This window comes from Acetobacter sp. A11-2 (assembly GCF_040208445.1).
In the GTDB taxonomy this organism is placed as follows: Bacteria; Pseudomonadota; Alphaproteobacteria; order Acetobacterales; family Acetobacteraceae; genus Acetobacter; species Acetobacter oryzoeni.
Window position 1 is genome coordinate 2,339,811 of sequence record NZ_CP157843.1, and the last position, 15,228, is coordinate 2,355,038.

Consider the following 15,228-nt stretch of genomic DNA (forward strand, 5'->3'; position numbering starts at 1 on the left):
ATGGCACGGGCACGTATGGCAGACGTCATTCGGGAACAGATCAATCTGGCCACCCGCAATGTGCTCGCATCACAAAGCCTGCATGATCTGGTTGCGCAAGAATGCCGTGATCTGCGTGATGCCCAGATTTCCGCAGGCGCTGCCTCTCCCGTATTCAGCACATTTGTTGATGGCCGCATGAACGATGCGGAAGAGCATGTGCGTCTGGATAACGGGATTGTCAGCTATGTGTTTTCCTATCTGGCGCAGGGTGTGACCTTTGCCTTGGAAGAGTGTCAGAAGCGCTCTCCTGCCCGCACTGGCGCATTTCGTAAAGCGTGGGCTGTGCGCGTGAACGGGCGATGGTGGACGCATAATACAGTCACCATTCCCAAAGGCAGCATTGTAGAAATCGTCAACACCATGCCCTACGCCCGCAAGATTGATACGGGTGGGCAAATTACCAGTGTGCCGCCGGGTATTGTGGAAGCCGTAAGGCAGGCCACGCAACGCCAGTTTCCCACACTCATACTCAACAGAAAGTTCATCAACCTCACAGATGGTCGGGATGCACGCGGTGGATCCCTGCCCTACGTGCTGAAGGCGCAAGGTATTGAAAGCGGTCTCACCTGGTCAAAAGCCGATGGGTTTGAACGCCTCAGAAAACCACGCCGCAGCAACCGCAAGGATCGCGCTGCCGGTCAGGTCATGACGTATCCAGCTCTTGTGCTGACGGAGTCAGAAAATGGTTAAGGCCACTACCGTTATCAATCAGATCATCAACCGCGCTATTGTGGATGATCAAACAGCGGAACCTGCCAACGCTATTGGTACGCGTATGCAAGGGCTTCAGGACAAGATTGATGACGTAGCGGCCAGCGGTGAAGGCCTTGGTGCTGCAGTAGTCAAGGGCATGGAAAATGCTGAAACGGCTATCCAGCGCACGGTAGAAGTTGCCACGGCAGGATCTGGAAAGCTCACCAGCTCACTTGGTCACTTGGGCGATGGTGTGTCCCAAATCAGCCATGATGTGCAGACTGGTGCGAAAAATACAGAAAACGCGCTGTCTGGCGTTCAGGATGCCGTGGCCGAGACTTCTGCTGCAGCTGGCGGTATTAGTTCGGCATTCCGTGACAGCATGAAGGAAGCAAAAGATGCTTCTACTGGCCTTGCTGACGCTCTTTCGCAGGATGCGACCAAGGCTGATGTTTCGTGGCAGGCCGCAGCTGCCCGCGCTGGGGATAGCATTTCCAAAGCGCAGCGGCAGATCCGCCTGCTGCAAAACGAATATGACCGGCTGGATGCTCGTGGCCGTGCTGCGGTTGCAAATGGCAGCACCAACCCTGAAGATGTTAGCCGCCTGCTGGAGGCTAATAAAAAAGCGCAGGATGAAGCCGCAATTAGTCTGGCCAAACTGCGTCTAGAGCAGGCTGCCACAGTTGCGGATTTTGGCCAGATGGCCGAAAGCGGCGCAAGTGCAGCCGCCGTTGTTGATAAAATGTCTGCTGCAGATCTGGCGCAAACCATGGCTCTGCGTGAATTGCGCGCGGAATTTGATAAAAACCTGATAACGCTGGACGTGTACAAGGCTGGGTTACAGGAAGTTACAATAGAATACGCCAAGCTGAGCGGTGCATCTGCAACAGCACTGGCTAAGATTGCACAGAATCATCAGGACAGCATCAACAGCAGCTTGGGCATCACTCTGCCCAGTGACGATCTCAGTGCATCCAGACTGGAAGATGTCACGCAGGCGTTTCAGGAAGTTGACAATCTACGCGCCAAACTGGTGCCGTTAGCTGCGGCAGAGCGGGATTACGCCAGTGCCATTGCTGTTGCCAGCGATGCCCGTAAACGCGATGTCATTACCCTTGGCGAATATCTGGCTGCCATGGATCGCGCCACGGCATCCTACCAGAAGCAGAAAGACGCCATTGCCGCCAACGTGCAGGCTCAGCAGGAAGCGCTGCGCTTGCAGCGTGAATCTGTGGCCGCCGGTGCCCAGGAGAAAATCAACACATGGGCTGGTGTCAGCACGCCGGAATATGGGCAGGCAGACAGTCGGCAGGAAGATTTTGAAGCGGCACTTGCCAGCGCAGATGCCACACGTGCCAAGCTGGTGCCATTGGCTGCGGCAGAACAGGATTACGCAAAAGCAGTTGCAGAAGCTGATGCCGCATTAAAAGCCCAAATCATAGATCAGGCGGAGCGTGATGCGTATGTCGATAAGGCGACAGATGCCCTGAACCGCCAGAAAGCGGCACAGGGTGGCAACGCAGCAGCAGTTAAGTTGACCTCGTTCGAAATGGGTATTCTTGCTGACGAAACCCATAAGTTTTTCGATCAGGTTCTGGCTGGTGGCAGCCCCTTGCAGGCCGCGTTCTATCAGGTGCCCAATATGGTGCAGGTGATGGGCGGTCTGGATGGTGCGCTGACACGCGTGATCGGCGGATTGACTGGGCCGGCTGGCCTTGCTGTGGCTGCTGGGGCCGCCGGTGCGGCCATTCTTGGTATGGGCAAATATGCCGAGAGTGAGCAGGAAAATCTTGCTCAGCTTTCCACGCATCTGCGTGCCACACGCACTGATTATGTCGATATGGCAGACGCTGCAGAAAAGGCTGCGCGTTCGCTGCACCAGAGTGACAGTGATCTGTCCCTGTCAGACAGCCGCACGGCCGTGCAGACCATCGTATCTGTGCCAACCGTCAACAGCAGCCAGATTGAGCGTTACATGACGGATGCCCGTAATCTGGCAGCCATCATGGGCGAGACTGTGCCTGATGCCGCAAAAACCATGGCATCTGCGCTACAGGATCCGGCAAAGGCGGCAGAGGAATTTTCCCAGCAGGGACTGCCCGGGTTCAATGCCGGTCTGGTGCTCAGTGTCCAGCACATGCAGCAGATGGGAGATCGTGCCGGCGCTGTGGATACCGTGCTCAAACGCATGGAGCAGACCACAAAGGGTGCAGAAGAGCAGGCACTGACACCGTTCCAGACGGCTCTGAAAAACCTGAAGGATGAAACCGGCGGTGTCGGTGATGCTGTCACATACACCTTTCAGCATATGGGTGATGGCATTGTCAGTATGGCAACTGAGGGCATCAATGCCCTTACCGATCTGATTGGTCTGGTAGAACAAGTTCCAGAGAAAGTTGAAAATGCAGCAAGTGGGATATGGGATACCGTCAAGGAAGGCGCAGCATGGCTGGGAAATGGCATTGAAAGCGGTATCGAAAGCAGTCTGAATTTTGTAGGCGCTACAAACCTCGCTCATATCACAGGCCAGGGGAATACAGCTGATCCTGAATTCTCCATGCCCAGCAATACGAATACCACGGGCTCCTACAGTGCTGCCAAACTTTCTCCCACAACAGCCAGCGTGGATGCGCAGACGGCGGCAGTTACAAAAAATACCGCCGCATGGGAGGCAGACAGAAAGGAAATTGATGCACACATCGGCTCTGACGGCAGCCTGAGTGGTCAGATTGCGGATCATCAGCGCAACATTGAAGGTCTGACATCCTCCATTGCCAAACTAAAGGCGCTGGGTGTCGAGCATTATGATTCCGGAAACGTGGAATCCTATAATGCTGCCATGAAAAACCTGACTGGGCAGCTTCAGGCTGAGGAAGTGGCACTTGGCGGCCTGCGTGGGCCGTTTGCAGAGCTTCTGGAGCAGCAGGATCGCGCCACGCAATCCGCAGCTGCTTTGACAGGCTATAACAAGGCTATGGTGGATGCCGCACAGCAGGCTGATGATGCTGCGCGGCAGCTCTCTGGCGGTCTGGCTTCAGCCAGCGAGAAAGCGCTTGTCCAGGCTGCCGCAGCACGCACACTGGCGGCAGAGTATACCACCAGCACGTCTGTCATGCAGCGCAACACCTCTCTTCAGGGGTTGATTGCAGAAGCATGGACGCAAGGCGGTGCGGCGGCAGAACATGCTACCAATTATGTGCAGGCCTACACGGATGCGCTGGATCATTACCAGGAAGGTACGCCAGCCTTTGTAGATGCTGTAAAAAAACGCACTAAGGCACTGGATAGTCAGTATTCCGTCTCGCAACAAATACAGCTAGAGCAGCAGACTTCTGCCAATAACAATCAGCTCCAGCTTTTGGGTGCGGAAACCGACACGATTGGTCAGAATGCAGATGCCAGAACAAAGCTGATCAACCGCATGCAGGCCGAGCAGGATCAGTTGCAAAAAGGCAACTCCCTGCAGGATCAGGCGGTACAGAAATATCTGAAAACTGTTGATGCGCTCTCGGACGCTACTGCGGCCTACCAGCATCAAACTCAGGTTTTAGATGATTTTACCGGCACCATCAGCGATATGAGCGAGCAGTTGTCCGATGGGGTGGTGCAAGGCTTCGTGCAGGGCACATCGGCAGGCATGTCTTTCAAAAGCATGTTGCAGGGTGTGGAAGCATCGGTTGCCAGCGTGATTGCACGCTTTGCCCTTATCAATCCGCTGATGAATGCCCTGGACGGTAAAACCCGCACAACGCTGGCAGATATTGGAAATCTGTTTAGTGAAACCGGATCAGAAGGCAGCAGCAGTTCAGGTTCCAGCAGCTTCTTGTCCAGCTACGGCACAGGAAACGACATCACATCATCCGGCTGGGCCTATTCCCCATGGGAAGCCCTGAATGTGAAAAACCAGATCAGCAATCCAGCCGGATCAGCTGCAAAAAGTGGCGGCATGTTTTCAGGTCTGGAAAACCTGTTTTCTGGCAAGGCAGCCGATGGCAGCGGCATTTTCAGCAGCGTTGGCAGTGCTGTTTCTTCCATCGGTTCCTACATGGGCATGGCAGGTGCGGCCTTCGGCATTGGTGATATGGCCTACAATCTTCTGTCGCAGCTCTTTGCCAAAAGGAAGAAGGATTATCAGTATGTTTCCGTAGGCAGCGATGGGATGCTGGATATCAGCGGCCATGTGTACAAGCATATTCACGGCAATGATAACGTGGCGTCCGGCCTGCAAAGTGATCTGGACAGCATCAACAATGTGTTTGGATATACCGGGGTTTCTGCCACAAACACGGGTACCATCGGCAAGGTGGGATGGTCTAAAAAGGGCAAGAAATCCCACACCTACAGCCTGACAGATCTGCTGCCTGATCTGGATCTGACCAGTTCAGACGCCACCATGCAGCAGGAGCTGAAGCAGCTTATGCCGTCCAGCTTCGATAGCGTGGACACGTTCACGCAGGATCTGGAAAGCCTGAAAAGCCTTGCAGACGAATTGGACAGCATGAAAGTGTCTGTCTCAAAGTTTGATGATAGCTCCCATGTCACGGTGGATCATTTCACCGGCTACACGGGAGATATGGCCAAAGCGCTTTCAACGCTGGATGGTGGTACCTATTCCGTAGATGACCTGCAAAGCAAGTTTGAGGCCATTGAGGAGTTTGTGGGCACCACAATGCCGGGGCTGCTGAATGTCACGGCCACGGGTTCCGAAAGCCTGATGCAGCAGGTGGATGATCTTAAGGCCAAATATCAGGACGCTGCCAACACGGCAGCATCCTACGGTCTGGATGCCCAGGCGCTGCTTGATAAGGGCAACGCCATTGCTGCTGCCATGATTGCCAATGAGCAGACTACGCTTTCGCAATCTGACCAGTCCGTGCAGGCGCGTTATCTGTCTGCCACGGGTGATCAGGAAGGTGCGGATCTTCTCAATCAGCAGGTATCGGCTGCACAGGAAATCCAGCAGCTTCAGGATAACTGGCGCAGCTTTCTGGGTGATAACTTTGCCGATAACGTCACTTATCAGCAGCAGTTGGCATATCTGGAAAAAACACAGGCAGCTGAACGTCTTCAGATACAAACCGAGTATCAGGAGAAAGCCACGGAAGCGCAGCAGGAATATCTTTCCCAGGCACAGTCTTCTGTGGCGTCTGTGTTTTCCAATCTGACGGATTATGTGCAGGGTCTGGCCACATCTGATGCCTCGCCTCTGTCTGTGGAAGATCAATACAAGGCAGCCAACGATAATCTGAACACTGATTATCAGGCTGCCATGGGTGGTGATTACAACGCGCTTTCGCGCCTGCAATCAGATTCCCAGTCTGATCTGACACTGGCCAAGGAGTGGTTTGGTTCCGGCGTAGATTACGCCAAGGAATTTCAGAACAACCTGGCTATGCTGCAATCCATAGCCAATGTGGATACGGGGCAGTTTACCGCAGCCTTGGCCAAGCAACTTTCTGCCAATGCGGTAGATGCCACAAATCAGGTCAAACAAGCGGTGGACAGCATGAAAACTGCTGTTGTTCAGGAATTAAAGCAGTTCATACGGGCTGCCAGCGTAAAGTAATCTTAAAATGGCAACATTCCGAACGGTTGAGCTGGATATTGTCCAGCCGGCCACGGGCACGATTGCCCAAACGCTGAGTCATGGCACGCGGGCACACGGCACCTTGCGCCGGCAAACCCATGCACTGGAAAGCACGGATACCATCCGCTTTTCAGATGCCGGGTTTGTGGACGAAAACGGCATGCCCTATCCGCCGTATGTGACAGATGCCTTTGCGATTGATCGGGGTCTGTCACTGTCAGCGGATGCCATGGGCGGTTCCTTCTCGGCAGGTTCCATCACGCTAGCCAATCCAGGCGGTGTGCTGGATAGCCTTCTGACAACCCGATTAAATGATCATCTGCCCGTGAGGATCTTTACGGGCAGCAAGGTGTGGGATGCCACGCGGCAGATCTGGAAAGATCCGCAAAGCGGCAGCATGCTGCCGGTGTTTGCCGGTCTGGGCAAAAGCTGGAAGCCAGACCGCACCACGGCAGAAATTGACCTTCTGGATGCCACCTACTGGCTGGATGGCAGCATGCCGGTTTCTACCTACGGTGGAACGGGCAAGCTGGATGGAGACAGCAACGTGGCAGGCAAGAACATGCCGCGCATCCGGGGCAGCGTGTGCAACATCACGCCCGTGCTGATTGATAGCGTGAATTACGTCTATCAGATCTCGGATGGGCCAGCCTCCATCACGGCATTGTATGAAGGTGGCTATGCAGGCGGTATCCAGTTTGCTGCAACGGTTGCGGATATTTATGCAACCAGCCCGGCTCCGGGCACATATACCGTGCAGACCGGATCAGCCGGCACATGGCTGCGGCTGGGCACAAAACCTGTTTACGGCATCACGGTAGATGCAGTGGGACAGTTCCGCTCCGGTAAAGCGCCGTCTGGCGTGCTGGATATTCTGCGGCAGATGCTGCTGGAGGATCTGGTGATGCCTGCGGCCTATATTGATGCCGGATGGGTGGAAGCCTCTACCATCGCGCCGTGGTCTGGTGGCTGGTATTGGGACGGCTCTGAAAGTGTCACGGGCAAACAGGTTGCTACCACATTGCTTTCTGGCCTGAACATTACGCTGGTGCCCACACGCACAGGCACGCTGCTGCCCATTGCACTGGCAGCACCCACGGCAGCAGAGACGCCAGTGGTGGAGCTGAATGCAGATCTGATCACGGAAATTGCAGCGGCCTCGCTGGATAGTTCGCTAGATCCGCCAACATGGCGCTGGCGTATTGGCTGGCAGCACAATTTCACGGTGCAGACCACAGGTTCCAATCTGCATCCGCAGGCTCCGGCAGATCGGCAGGCCATCATTGCCGTGGCAGACCGTGCGGCGGTGTGGTGGTCGGCGGATATCAAGAGCCGCTACCGCGTGCCGAATGATCCGGCACTCATTACTACGGCGCTGGCTAATCAGGCGGATGCCGCTCTGATTGCGCAATCTCACGGCGCATTATGGGGCACGCAGCGCAGGCTCTGGGCTGTCACAATCCCGCAGGATTATGCGTGGCAGCTGGAACTGGGTGACGTGATCGGCATCACAGCCCCAGCGCCTGGTCTGCAAACCCGCCAGCTTGCCCGTGTGGTGAGTGAGCAGATCCGTGCAACGGATCAGACCGTGACCTTTCAGATACTGGTATAATTCATGCAAAACTGTGGCTTCGGCTGGCAGAATATTGTGCTCTGGCCGCACGTATCGTTAGGCGCCAGTGCGCAGGCATCTGGCCTGCCGGTAACAAACCTGAAAAATCAGCAGGGGGCGACAAGCCTTGGCTGGCGTGCACCGGGCACGTCCGCCGTTCTGACGATTGCCAATGTCGCTGGTGCAAAATGGCAGGCTATCAGTCTGCATCGCACCAACCTGAGTGCTACAGCAACGTGGCGGATCCGCACTGGCAGCATCAACAGCTGGTGGGGCGTGGATTGGCACACAGACTGGACAGGCCCGTGCAATGTGGCAAACGGCCAGTGCGTGTTCATCTTGCCCAGCATTGCGACTGATGAACGCTGCGAAATCACGATAACAGACACGGCCAACCCTGATGGGTTCCTGTCTGTGCCGCTGATCTACGCCGGCCCATTGTTTCAGCCAGTGCGCAATTTCAGCACATCCAGCACCGCAGGCAACAATCTGGGGCAGGATACTGTCACCACGCTGGGCGGTTCGGAATTTGTGTCTGGCCGCTGGTATCAGCGCAAGCTCTCCATCGTGCATGATTCTCTGGGTGATGCCGATGCGGCCGTGCTGGATCAGGTCTTGCAGGCAGCTGTTACCGGCCAGAATATTCTGTTTGTACCAGATCCCAGTGCCACAACCGATGTGCTGGCGCAGAAATCCCTGTTCGGAACGCTAAGCGGCGGAGATCTGTCCAATCCATACGGGCCAGCTGATCGGCATTCCCTCACTCTCAATCTCACGGAGCGCCTGTAATGGCTGCACAGCTTGGCAATTATGTGCTGGAAACAGCCACGGCACCCGGCACGGGTGGCTTTACCCTGAACGGGGCTGAGGCAAACCGGCGTTCTTTTTCTGCCGCGTTCCCGAATGGTGGGAACGTCCTGTATTTTGCCGATGATGGTTCTCAGGCCGAATGGGGTATTGGTACACTCACCGTTGGCACGCCTAGCACGCTGGCACGCTCTACCGTGCTGGGGAACACCGCAGGCACCAAGGTAGCTTTAAACTTTCCCGGCTCTGTTGAGGTTTACAACGAAATCCCTGCCGAGATGGTGCCTGTTCTGGAACAGGACGGATCTCTGACACTGGCGGGCGGCCTGACGGTCAAGGGTAAAACGCTAGTCCAGAATGTGGATGATTTTACCTCTCAGGAAGCTGTGCCAGCAGCGCAGGCAGATCTGCGATATCTCAAGCTGGCCGTAGGTCTGGTTGCAACCGATACAGCCGTGGATGCGCTATGGGTTGACCTGACCACAGAAAAGGGTTTCCCGCGCTTTGGCTTTACTGGCGCCAATGGCACAACATATGGCGCGTATGGTGTCGCCAAGGTGAATGCGCTGATCGGCGGCTGTCTTCAAAATACAAACCCCGGCATTGCCAATGCACTGGCGGGCACATCCTTATGCGTAAATCCGGCAGATGGTCTGCCGTATCTGGCTTACAACAGCAATACGAAGGTTGTACCCCTCGCACTTGATAGCCAGAAACTTGGATATTCTGGTGGTCAGGTCAATTACCTGCGCGTGGGAACATCTCTCTGTGTGTTGGGTAATGAATGTGCCGTTTACAATTCCGCTGCGAATGCATGGGTAAACACCTATGTTGACAGTAATGGCAACGCCACATGGGATCTGAACGGTGGATCGCCTGACAATAATACAGGCAACAAAAACTGGCTCCGGATGGCTCCAGATGGTGGTGTCACGACGGGCAAGGGAACTGTAGCATTCTCAGGTGATATATCTATTACATCGCCAGACGAGAACACTCTGATCCAGCATTTTGCCGTAGGTTCAACGCCCACAATGGCGCGTATCGACTTCCCCATCAAATTTGGTGGCATTCCACGCGTTATTGTTAATGCTACGCAGCCAGCGGGTGGAACGACAGTTCTGCCAGTAAATCCCGGTGGCGTGGATGAGGATGGATTTACTGCTGTAATATGGGGTGGTTCCACTGCGTGGGGACTGGATATCATCGCTATAGGGCCAAAGGCATCATAGCAGTATCAAATTTTTAGATTTCCAGCGGCTTTAGGCCGCTTTTTTTGTATCAGGACACATTATGCCCACAGCAGAAAACGATGGTGCAGATCTGCGCACCGTCCTGGCGAAACTCGACACCATGCAAGAGGATCTCAGTGAGGTGAAAAAGGATCAGCGAGAAGAGCGCGATGCCCGCGTTGCCCTGGCGGCACGCACGGATGCGCTAGAAAAGCGGGATACGCTGATTTTATCCAAGATCGACAAAATGGCGATTGATGATGCCGAACGCGCCGGCGCCACGCGCCTGACCATGTGGGTTGCCAGCATGTTGGGGCCAACCGGCATCGCAACGCTGGCCGCAGCTCTTTATCACCTGTTCAGCCATCCCTAGCTGACTGCGCTGTTTGTCAATGCAGAAGTATTCAGTTCTGAACAGTTCTGAACAGTTCTGAAATACGCCCACTCCGGCCGCCATTGAGCGGCCTTTTTTGTATCCGGAAAAACAGATGAATGATTCCATCCAGCTGGCGGCATGCCTGTGCCGCAAGTTCGAGGGCCTGCGCCTGCATCCTTACGTTTGCCCGGCGGGTTACTGGTCTATTGGTTATGGCAATCGTGCCCTGGCCAACGGGGCCGCCGTAACTGCCAAAACTGCGCCCATTACGCAGCAGCAGGCCGAAGCCCTGTTGGTTTTTACGTTGGCAGGCCTGCGGGTAAAGCTGCGCCAGTTGGTGCGCACGCAGCTTTCGCCAAACCGAGAAGGTGCGCTGCTGGATTTCCAGTATAATCTGGGAACAGCAGCGCTGGCAGGTTCCACACTGCTGAAATATCTGAACGCGGGCCAAGATATTGCGGCCAGTGATCAGCTCCTGCTGTGGAACCACATGCACCGCAACGGCCAGCTGATTACGGTGCCCGGCCTGACGGCACGGCGTCATGCGGAATGGCTGCTCTGGAGCGGGGTTAACCCCTGCGATTCGCAGCCATTAGCGCCTGCACCCTCCCCTACTTCCACAGATCAACTCAACGCGGCGGAAATCGATCGCGTGAAGGAAAACGCATGAGTGAGCGAGATCCTCTGTCCCGGCATGAACTGGATTGCCTGGCAGATCTACTGTTCGACCGTTTGGCCCAGCGCCTGCGGCAAAGCGGCTTTCGGCTGAATGAAGAAAACATCATCATTGAGCGCATGGATATCAACACGCTGCCCGTCAGCATGCGTGGGGCTGGTTATGGCTGATACACCAACAGCTAAAACCGCCCTTGTCCAAACGGCAAAGGCCGGTGGCATTGCCAGCACCTTGGTTGTGGCTCTTACGCAGTTGCCCCAGCCATATGCCCATTGGGTGGAAATTGGCCTGAGCGCCGCAGCCATTCTGGGGTTTGTGGCAACACAGATCCCGGCACCGCCTGCCGGTTCCAAGCTGTGGCCGGTTTACCGGGTTCTTAACGTTTTTGCTGCCAACTGGGGCCAAGCCGCCAACGCAGCCATTCTGATGCGCACAAAGGCTGCGGCCACGCCATCAGAGCCAAAGGCTAACTGAAAGTTAGCCTTCTCATCTTCATCTGAGAAAGACGATCTGAAATGAAAAAAGCATTCCTCGCATTGGGGCTGCTGCCCCTTCTGGCTGCCTGTGGCGCAACCCCGCAGGCTAAGCTGCGCCAAACTGTTTTCGATGCGGATAGCTCCTACCACGTTCTGGCGCAGCCGATTCCTGATGCCATTAAAGGCAACGTAAAGGGCATCGCCCTGACGGATACGCAGAAGGATATTGCCAAGCGGGCAAGCCAGACCGTGTTCAATGAAATTTCGTCTCTGGAAACCTCCATTGAGCACGGCAACAGCATCACCCAGACGGGTGTGAACGCACTTCAGACCGATTTTCTTTCATTTGAAACCTGCTGGGCAGGCCTGAAAACCGGCACCACGCCGCATGCCTGTGCAGCTCTTGGCGGGAGCAAATAACATGAACGCAACAGAAATCAGCGCCATCCTGGGCGTAGTCGGCACCGTGGCTGGTCTTGCCGAGAAATACGGGCCGGAAGTGTATGAAACGGTCAAGGAAGCTCTGGAGCAATCCAAGAGCAAGACCGGGCCAAGTGTGGCGGATATTCAGGCCATCTTTGCCAAATGCAAGGCCGATAACGCGGCCATCCAGTCCGCATGACGCCGGATTTTGAGTGCGGCATGATTGTTGGTGGCGGGGGAGTTTTCCTCGCCACCATCATCTTTGCTGTCGGCTGGCATGCACTGGTGGTACGGTCAGACTTTTGGAGGAATGAGTGACTTAAAACTGCTTAAGGAAGACTTTACACATCACGGTGGATGAATGGGCCTTTGCGGGAAAGCAGCTCGATGCCACTATGCAGACTGAGTAATAAATATATTCCCCACGATGGATATCAAGCACAATGTCTTTCGTGGGGCGTAAAATACAAACATACTATATATATTGCTATTTATCTGGCATTTCGCTTATTTTATATTTTTTCTTATCTTTTGCGATTCTTAATTCTATCTCAACCGGTTCTCCGGTTAAGATCTCATTGTTTGCAATGAATTTCCCAGTTAAAACTTTATTACCCATTTTGATTTTATCACTAATAAAATGAATATTTTTCCAACCTAGAAACTTCCACTCATCTTCACCCGGAATTTCCTGATATCTATACATCTTGAATTTTGAATTTAGATGATTGACGGCATTTTCATGAGCTGCCGCCACAATAACATATATATTCACGACACTCTCCATCAGATTGATTTAATTAACAATTTTATGACACTTGATTATCTTTCACGGATTCCATTTAAAAGATCCATAAGGGATCTACCAAAAATTTTCTTTAAATATAATTGAAAACCACCGGGGCCATAACTCAAGTGACGAACAATCATACCTAAGCCTTCATCAGTAAGGCGAACTTCATTCCTAGTAGAATCAAATTGCGCCAACCTTTTAGCAAATAAACTTTGAAATCCTCCCTGCCCTTTCTGAGCAGTAAGGGCAGTGGCTTCATCTGGCGTGAGACGGAATAAAATCAACTCTTGATCACTCATTACTACTATCTCCTTACTTCAGAATTCTACCCCACTATTTTCCAAACATCAATATCGTCACGCAACATTGAATTTCTAAGCAGATTTTATTAATATATAAATATTAATTATTTAAAATATATATAATTTTTTCAATATCTATCATTAGAGTGCAAACCCTATAAATTTATGAAATTCTTTTTATTTTGCACATCATTACATCACAAAATTTCATACCTTCAATGTACAGATATTAGTTGTACGATTCTTTGAAAATTGGTACCCCTCTTTCAATGCAAGTGGAGAGACCCAAAATGAGCGGTGCTATTTCTTACCCTAACCACCACAAACCTGCACATATTACTCGGATCAAAGCTCATGGCATACATGAGGTAAAAGGACATAAAATTCATCACGGAGACTGCCTAGCTACACTCGATAAAATACCATCAAAATCTGTCGATGTTATAGTTACATCTCCACCTTATAATATAAATTTATCATATAATTCATATAATGATAACAAAACAGAGCTAGAATATCTAGAATGGATGGATCATTTATTTAAAAGACTCAAAAGGGTATTAAAAGATGATGGATCATTTTTTTTAAATATTTCAGGCTCAAGTCGGCAACCATGGTTGCCGTTCCTCATCACAGCTCGCCTTAAAGAACACTTTGAACTGCAAAACCATATTGTATGGGTAAAGTCCATTGCAGTTGACCGTGAGACTAGCGGTCACTTCAAACCAATTTCAGGTGCCCGCTTCACACACCACAATCACGAGCACATCTTTCATCTCACAAAAAAAGGTGACGTAAAGCTTGATCGTCTATCAATCGGCGTTCCATTCGCTGATAAAAGCAATATCAATCGTTTTGGTCATAAAGCCGATTTGCGCTGCCGTGGAAATACGTGGTTCATTCCTTACCGAACAGTAAACAGCAAAGCTAAAAAATTCTCTCACCCAGGGACATTTCCTGTAGAATTACCACTTTGGTGTATTTTTTTACATGGCAAAAGAAATCCTGTTGTATTAGATCCTTTTGTTGGAACAGGAAGCACTTTAGTCGCTGCAGATTTTTCTGGCGGAAAAGGTATTGGAATTGAAGTAGACGATACCTATGTAAAAACTGCAGTCCAACGGCTAAAGGCTTCCATTATGGCATCTAAAAAAATTATTTTAACCCAAGATGAAATGAAACTCCTTTTGCAACAAGATCCGAGCACAAGACAGGATGGAGGTTTTCAGAGTTTGTTAGTTAGTTTGCAAGAACGCCTGAATAAAACGACAGGCGAACTCACTCTAGAAAATTCTGACTTAGAACGCATTCCCAAATACGCCTTTGATTACCATCAAGGCGGCTGGGAAGATCGATTGAAAGACATCTTTGGACGTAATTTAGGTCCAAAACTTGGCCGAACAAATTAACCTTAAGTTTTCTTAAATATAGTAATTCCACGAAAGCGATGATTGGTACTTTTCCACATGCCAATCGTCGCTTCAACGGTGAATTCATCTTTTCTATACATTGGCAAAACTTGATCTAGCCAAACAATATGTGCACCAGAACGTAATCCTTGTAAGGCCCGCATTACTTTATTACGTTTAACCATGGTTGTACCATAATGTTTGCAATCCTCTACGGAATACGGAGGATCAGCTAATACAAGATCATATTTTTCCAATGGAACTGCCTCTAGACCTTGAGCATCATCAAGAAAAGTTGGATTGACATCTGGATTTATATCCACCGTATCACCAGGAAAAGTCTCTAAATCTACTTTACCACTAAAAACATGTAACGTTGAAACTTTATCTGGAAATAAGGCTTTAATCCTCCGCAGATAAGTAGGTGGATACCCGCCATAATAAGAAGACTTCACACGATAGTCATTACCCATAATCCAAGTGCCGACTACGCGACCATCCTCTCCCATAAAAATATTTTCAGGGAAACCAGTCTCTCGAATATAATTTTGAATACGATCTTGCCATGTAAGAACTGACCTCATGTAATTCACCATACCTTCTCATTTATGCGCATCTACTACAGAGAGCATTTTATTTCGCCAAACACATCTTTTTTAATAGTTTAAAAGTTTACAATCATCCTATAACCCTTTGAATTTATGCACTTAAAATAATACTTGTTTTCCACAGCAACCCATTGATATCAAAAGATTATTACACACCCCTCAGCTCCACCACCCTCCTGTTCAACCCTTTGT

At 51.7% G+C, this 15,228-nt stretch carries 15 protein-coding genes; 12 read left to right on the forward strand and 3 right to left on the reverse strand.

The genetic code is table 11. The features are described from left to right. The 11 genes from ABNV41_RS11465 (at position 1) to ABNV41_RS11515 (ending at position 12,123) form a co-directional block, all read left to right on the forward strand. The gene (locus tag ABNV41_RS11465) at positions 1 to 732 is read left to right on the forward strand and encodes a hypothetical protein (RefSeq protein WP_349934730.1); all 732 of its coding nucleotides are present in this window, start codon (positions 1 to 3) and stop codon (positions 730 to 732) included. Continuing rightward, entirely contained in the window at positions 725 to 6,301 is a 5,577-nt protein-coding gene (locus tag ABNV41_RS11470) for a phage tail length tape measure family protein (RefSeq protein ID WP_349934731.1), read from the forward strand. The genes ABNV41_RS11465 and ABNV41_RS11470 overlap by 8 nt, the downstream gene beginning before the upstream one ends. Positions 6,302 to 6,308: 7 nt before the next feature. Then, entirely contained in the window at positions 6,309 to 7,934 is a 1,626-nt protein-coding gene (locus ABNV41_RS11475; RefSeq protein WP_349934732.1) for a hypothetical protein, read from the forward strand. 3 nt (positions 7,935 to 7,937) lie between these two features. Beyond that, positions 7,938 to 8,723: a hypothetical protein gene (locus tag ABNV41_RS11480; protein ID WP_349934733.1), complete on the forward strand. Its 786-nt coding sequence runs from the start codon at positions 7,938 to 7,940 to the stop codon at positions 8,721 to 8,723. Beyond that, a complete protein-coding gene (locus ABNV41_RS11485) occupies positions 8,723 to 9,973 on the forward strand; it encodes a hypothetical protein (RefSeq protein ID WP_349934734.1) in 1,251 nt (416 codons plus the stop codon). Before ABNV41_RS11480 ends, ABNV41_RS11485 begins: the two co-directional genes overlap by 1 nt. 61 nt (positions 9,974 to 10,034) lie before the next feature. Then, complete coding sequence (locus tag ABNV41_RS11490) at positions 10,035 to 10,346, forward strand: hypothetical protein (RefSeq protein ID WP_349934736.1); 312 nt, start codon at positions 10,035 to 10,037, stop codon at positions 10,344 to 10,346. Positions 10,347 to 10,461: 115 nt separating this feature from the next. Then, positions 10,462 to 11,019, forward strand: a complete 558-nt coding sequence (locus ABNV41_RS11495; protein ID WP_349934737.1) for a lysozyme — start codon at positions 10,462 to 10,464, stop codon at positions 11,017 to 11,019. After that, positions 11,016 to 11,195 (forward strand): hypothetical protein, encoded by a 180-nt coding sequence (locus tag ABNV41_RS11500; RefSeq protein WP_087651528.1) that lies wholly within the window; start codon positions 11,016 to 11,018, stop codon positions 11,193 to 11,195. The genes ABNV41_RS11495 and ABNV41_RS11500 overlap by 4 nt, the downstream gene beginning before the upstream one ends. After that, complete coding sequence (locus ABNV41_RS11505) at positions 11,188 to 11,499, forward strand: hypothetical protein (RefSeq protein ID WP_349934738.1); 312 nt, start codon at positions 11,188 to 11,190, stop codon at positions 11,497 to 11,499. The genes ABNV41_RS11500 and ABNV41_RS11505 overlap by 8 nt, the downstream gene beginning before the upstream one ends. A gap of 41 nt (positions 11,500 to 11,540) precedes the next feature. Next, on the forward strand, positions 11,541 to 11,921 hold the full coding sequence (locus tag ABNV41_RS11510; RefSeq protein ID WP_349934739.1) for a hypothetical protein: 381 nt from the start codon (positions 11,541 to 11,543) through the stop codon (positions 11,919 to 11,921). Between the two features lies 1 nt (position 11,922). Beyond that, on the forward strand, positions 11,923 to 12,123 hold the full coding sequence (locus ABNV41_RS11515) for a hypothetical protein (protein ID WP_339077742.1): 201 nt from the start codon (positions 11,923 to 11,925) through the stop codon (positions 12,121 to 12,123). A gap of 288 nt (positions 12,124 to 12,411) precedes the next feature. Here the strand turns inward: ABNV41_RS11515 and ABNV41_RS11520 are convergent, their stop codons facing one another. Next, positions 12,412 to 12,699 carry a hypothetical protein gene (locus ABNV41_RS11520; protein ID WP_349934741.1) on the reverse strand — a complete coding sequence of 96 codons (288 nt, stop codon included), beginning with the start codon at positions 12,697 to 12,699 and terminating at the stop codon, positions 12,412 to 12,414. Positions 12,700 to 12,746: 47 nt separating this feature from the next. Beyond that, positions 12,747 to 13,016, reverse strand: a complete 270-nt coding sequence (locus ABNV41_RS11525) for a hypothetical protein (protein WP_349934743.1) — start codon at positions 13,014 to 13,016, stop codon at positions 12,747 to 12,749. Positions 13,017 to 13,309: 293 nt separating this feature from the next. Between ABNV41_RS11525 and ABNV41_RS11530 the strand changes: the two genes are divergently transcribed. After that, on the forward strand, positions 13,310 to 14,428 hold the full coding sequence (locus tag ABNV41_RS11530; protein WP_349934744.1) for a site-specific DNA-methyltransferase: 1,119 nt from the start codon (positions 13,310 to 13,312) through the stop codon (positions 14,426 to 14,428). Positions 14,429 to 14,430: 2 nt separating this feature from the next. Here ABNV41_RS11530 and ABNV41_RS11535 read toward each other — a convergent pair whose 3' ends face one another. Further along, complete coding sequence (locus tag ABNV41_RS11535) at positions 14,431 to 15,012, reverse strand: hypothetical protein (RefSeq protein WP_349934745.1); 582 nt, start codon at positions 15,010 to 15,012, stop codon at positions 14,431 to 14,433. Between the last annotated feature and the right edge of the window lie 216 nt (positions 15,013 to 15,228).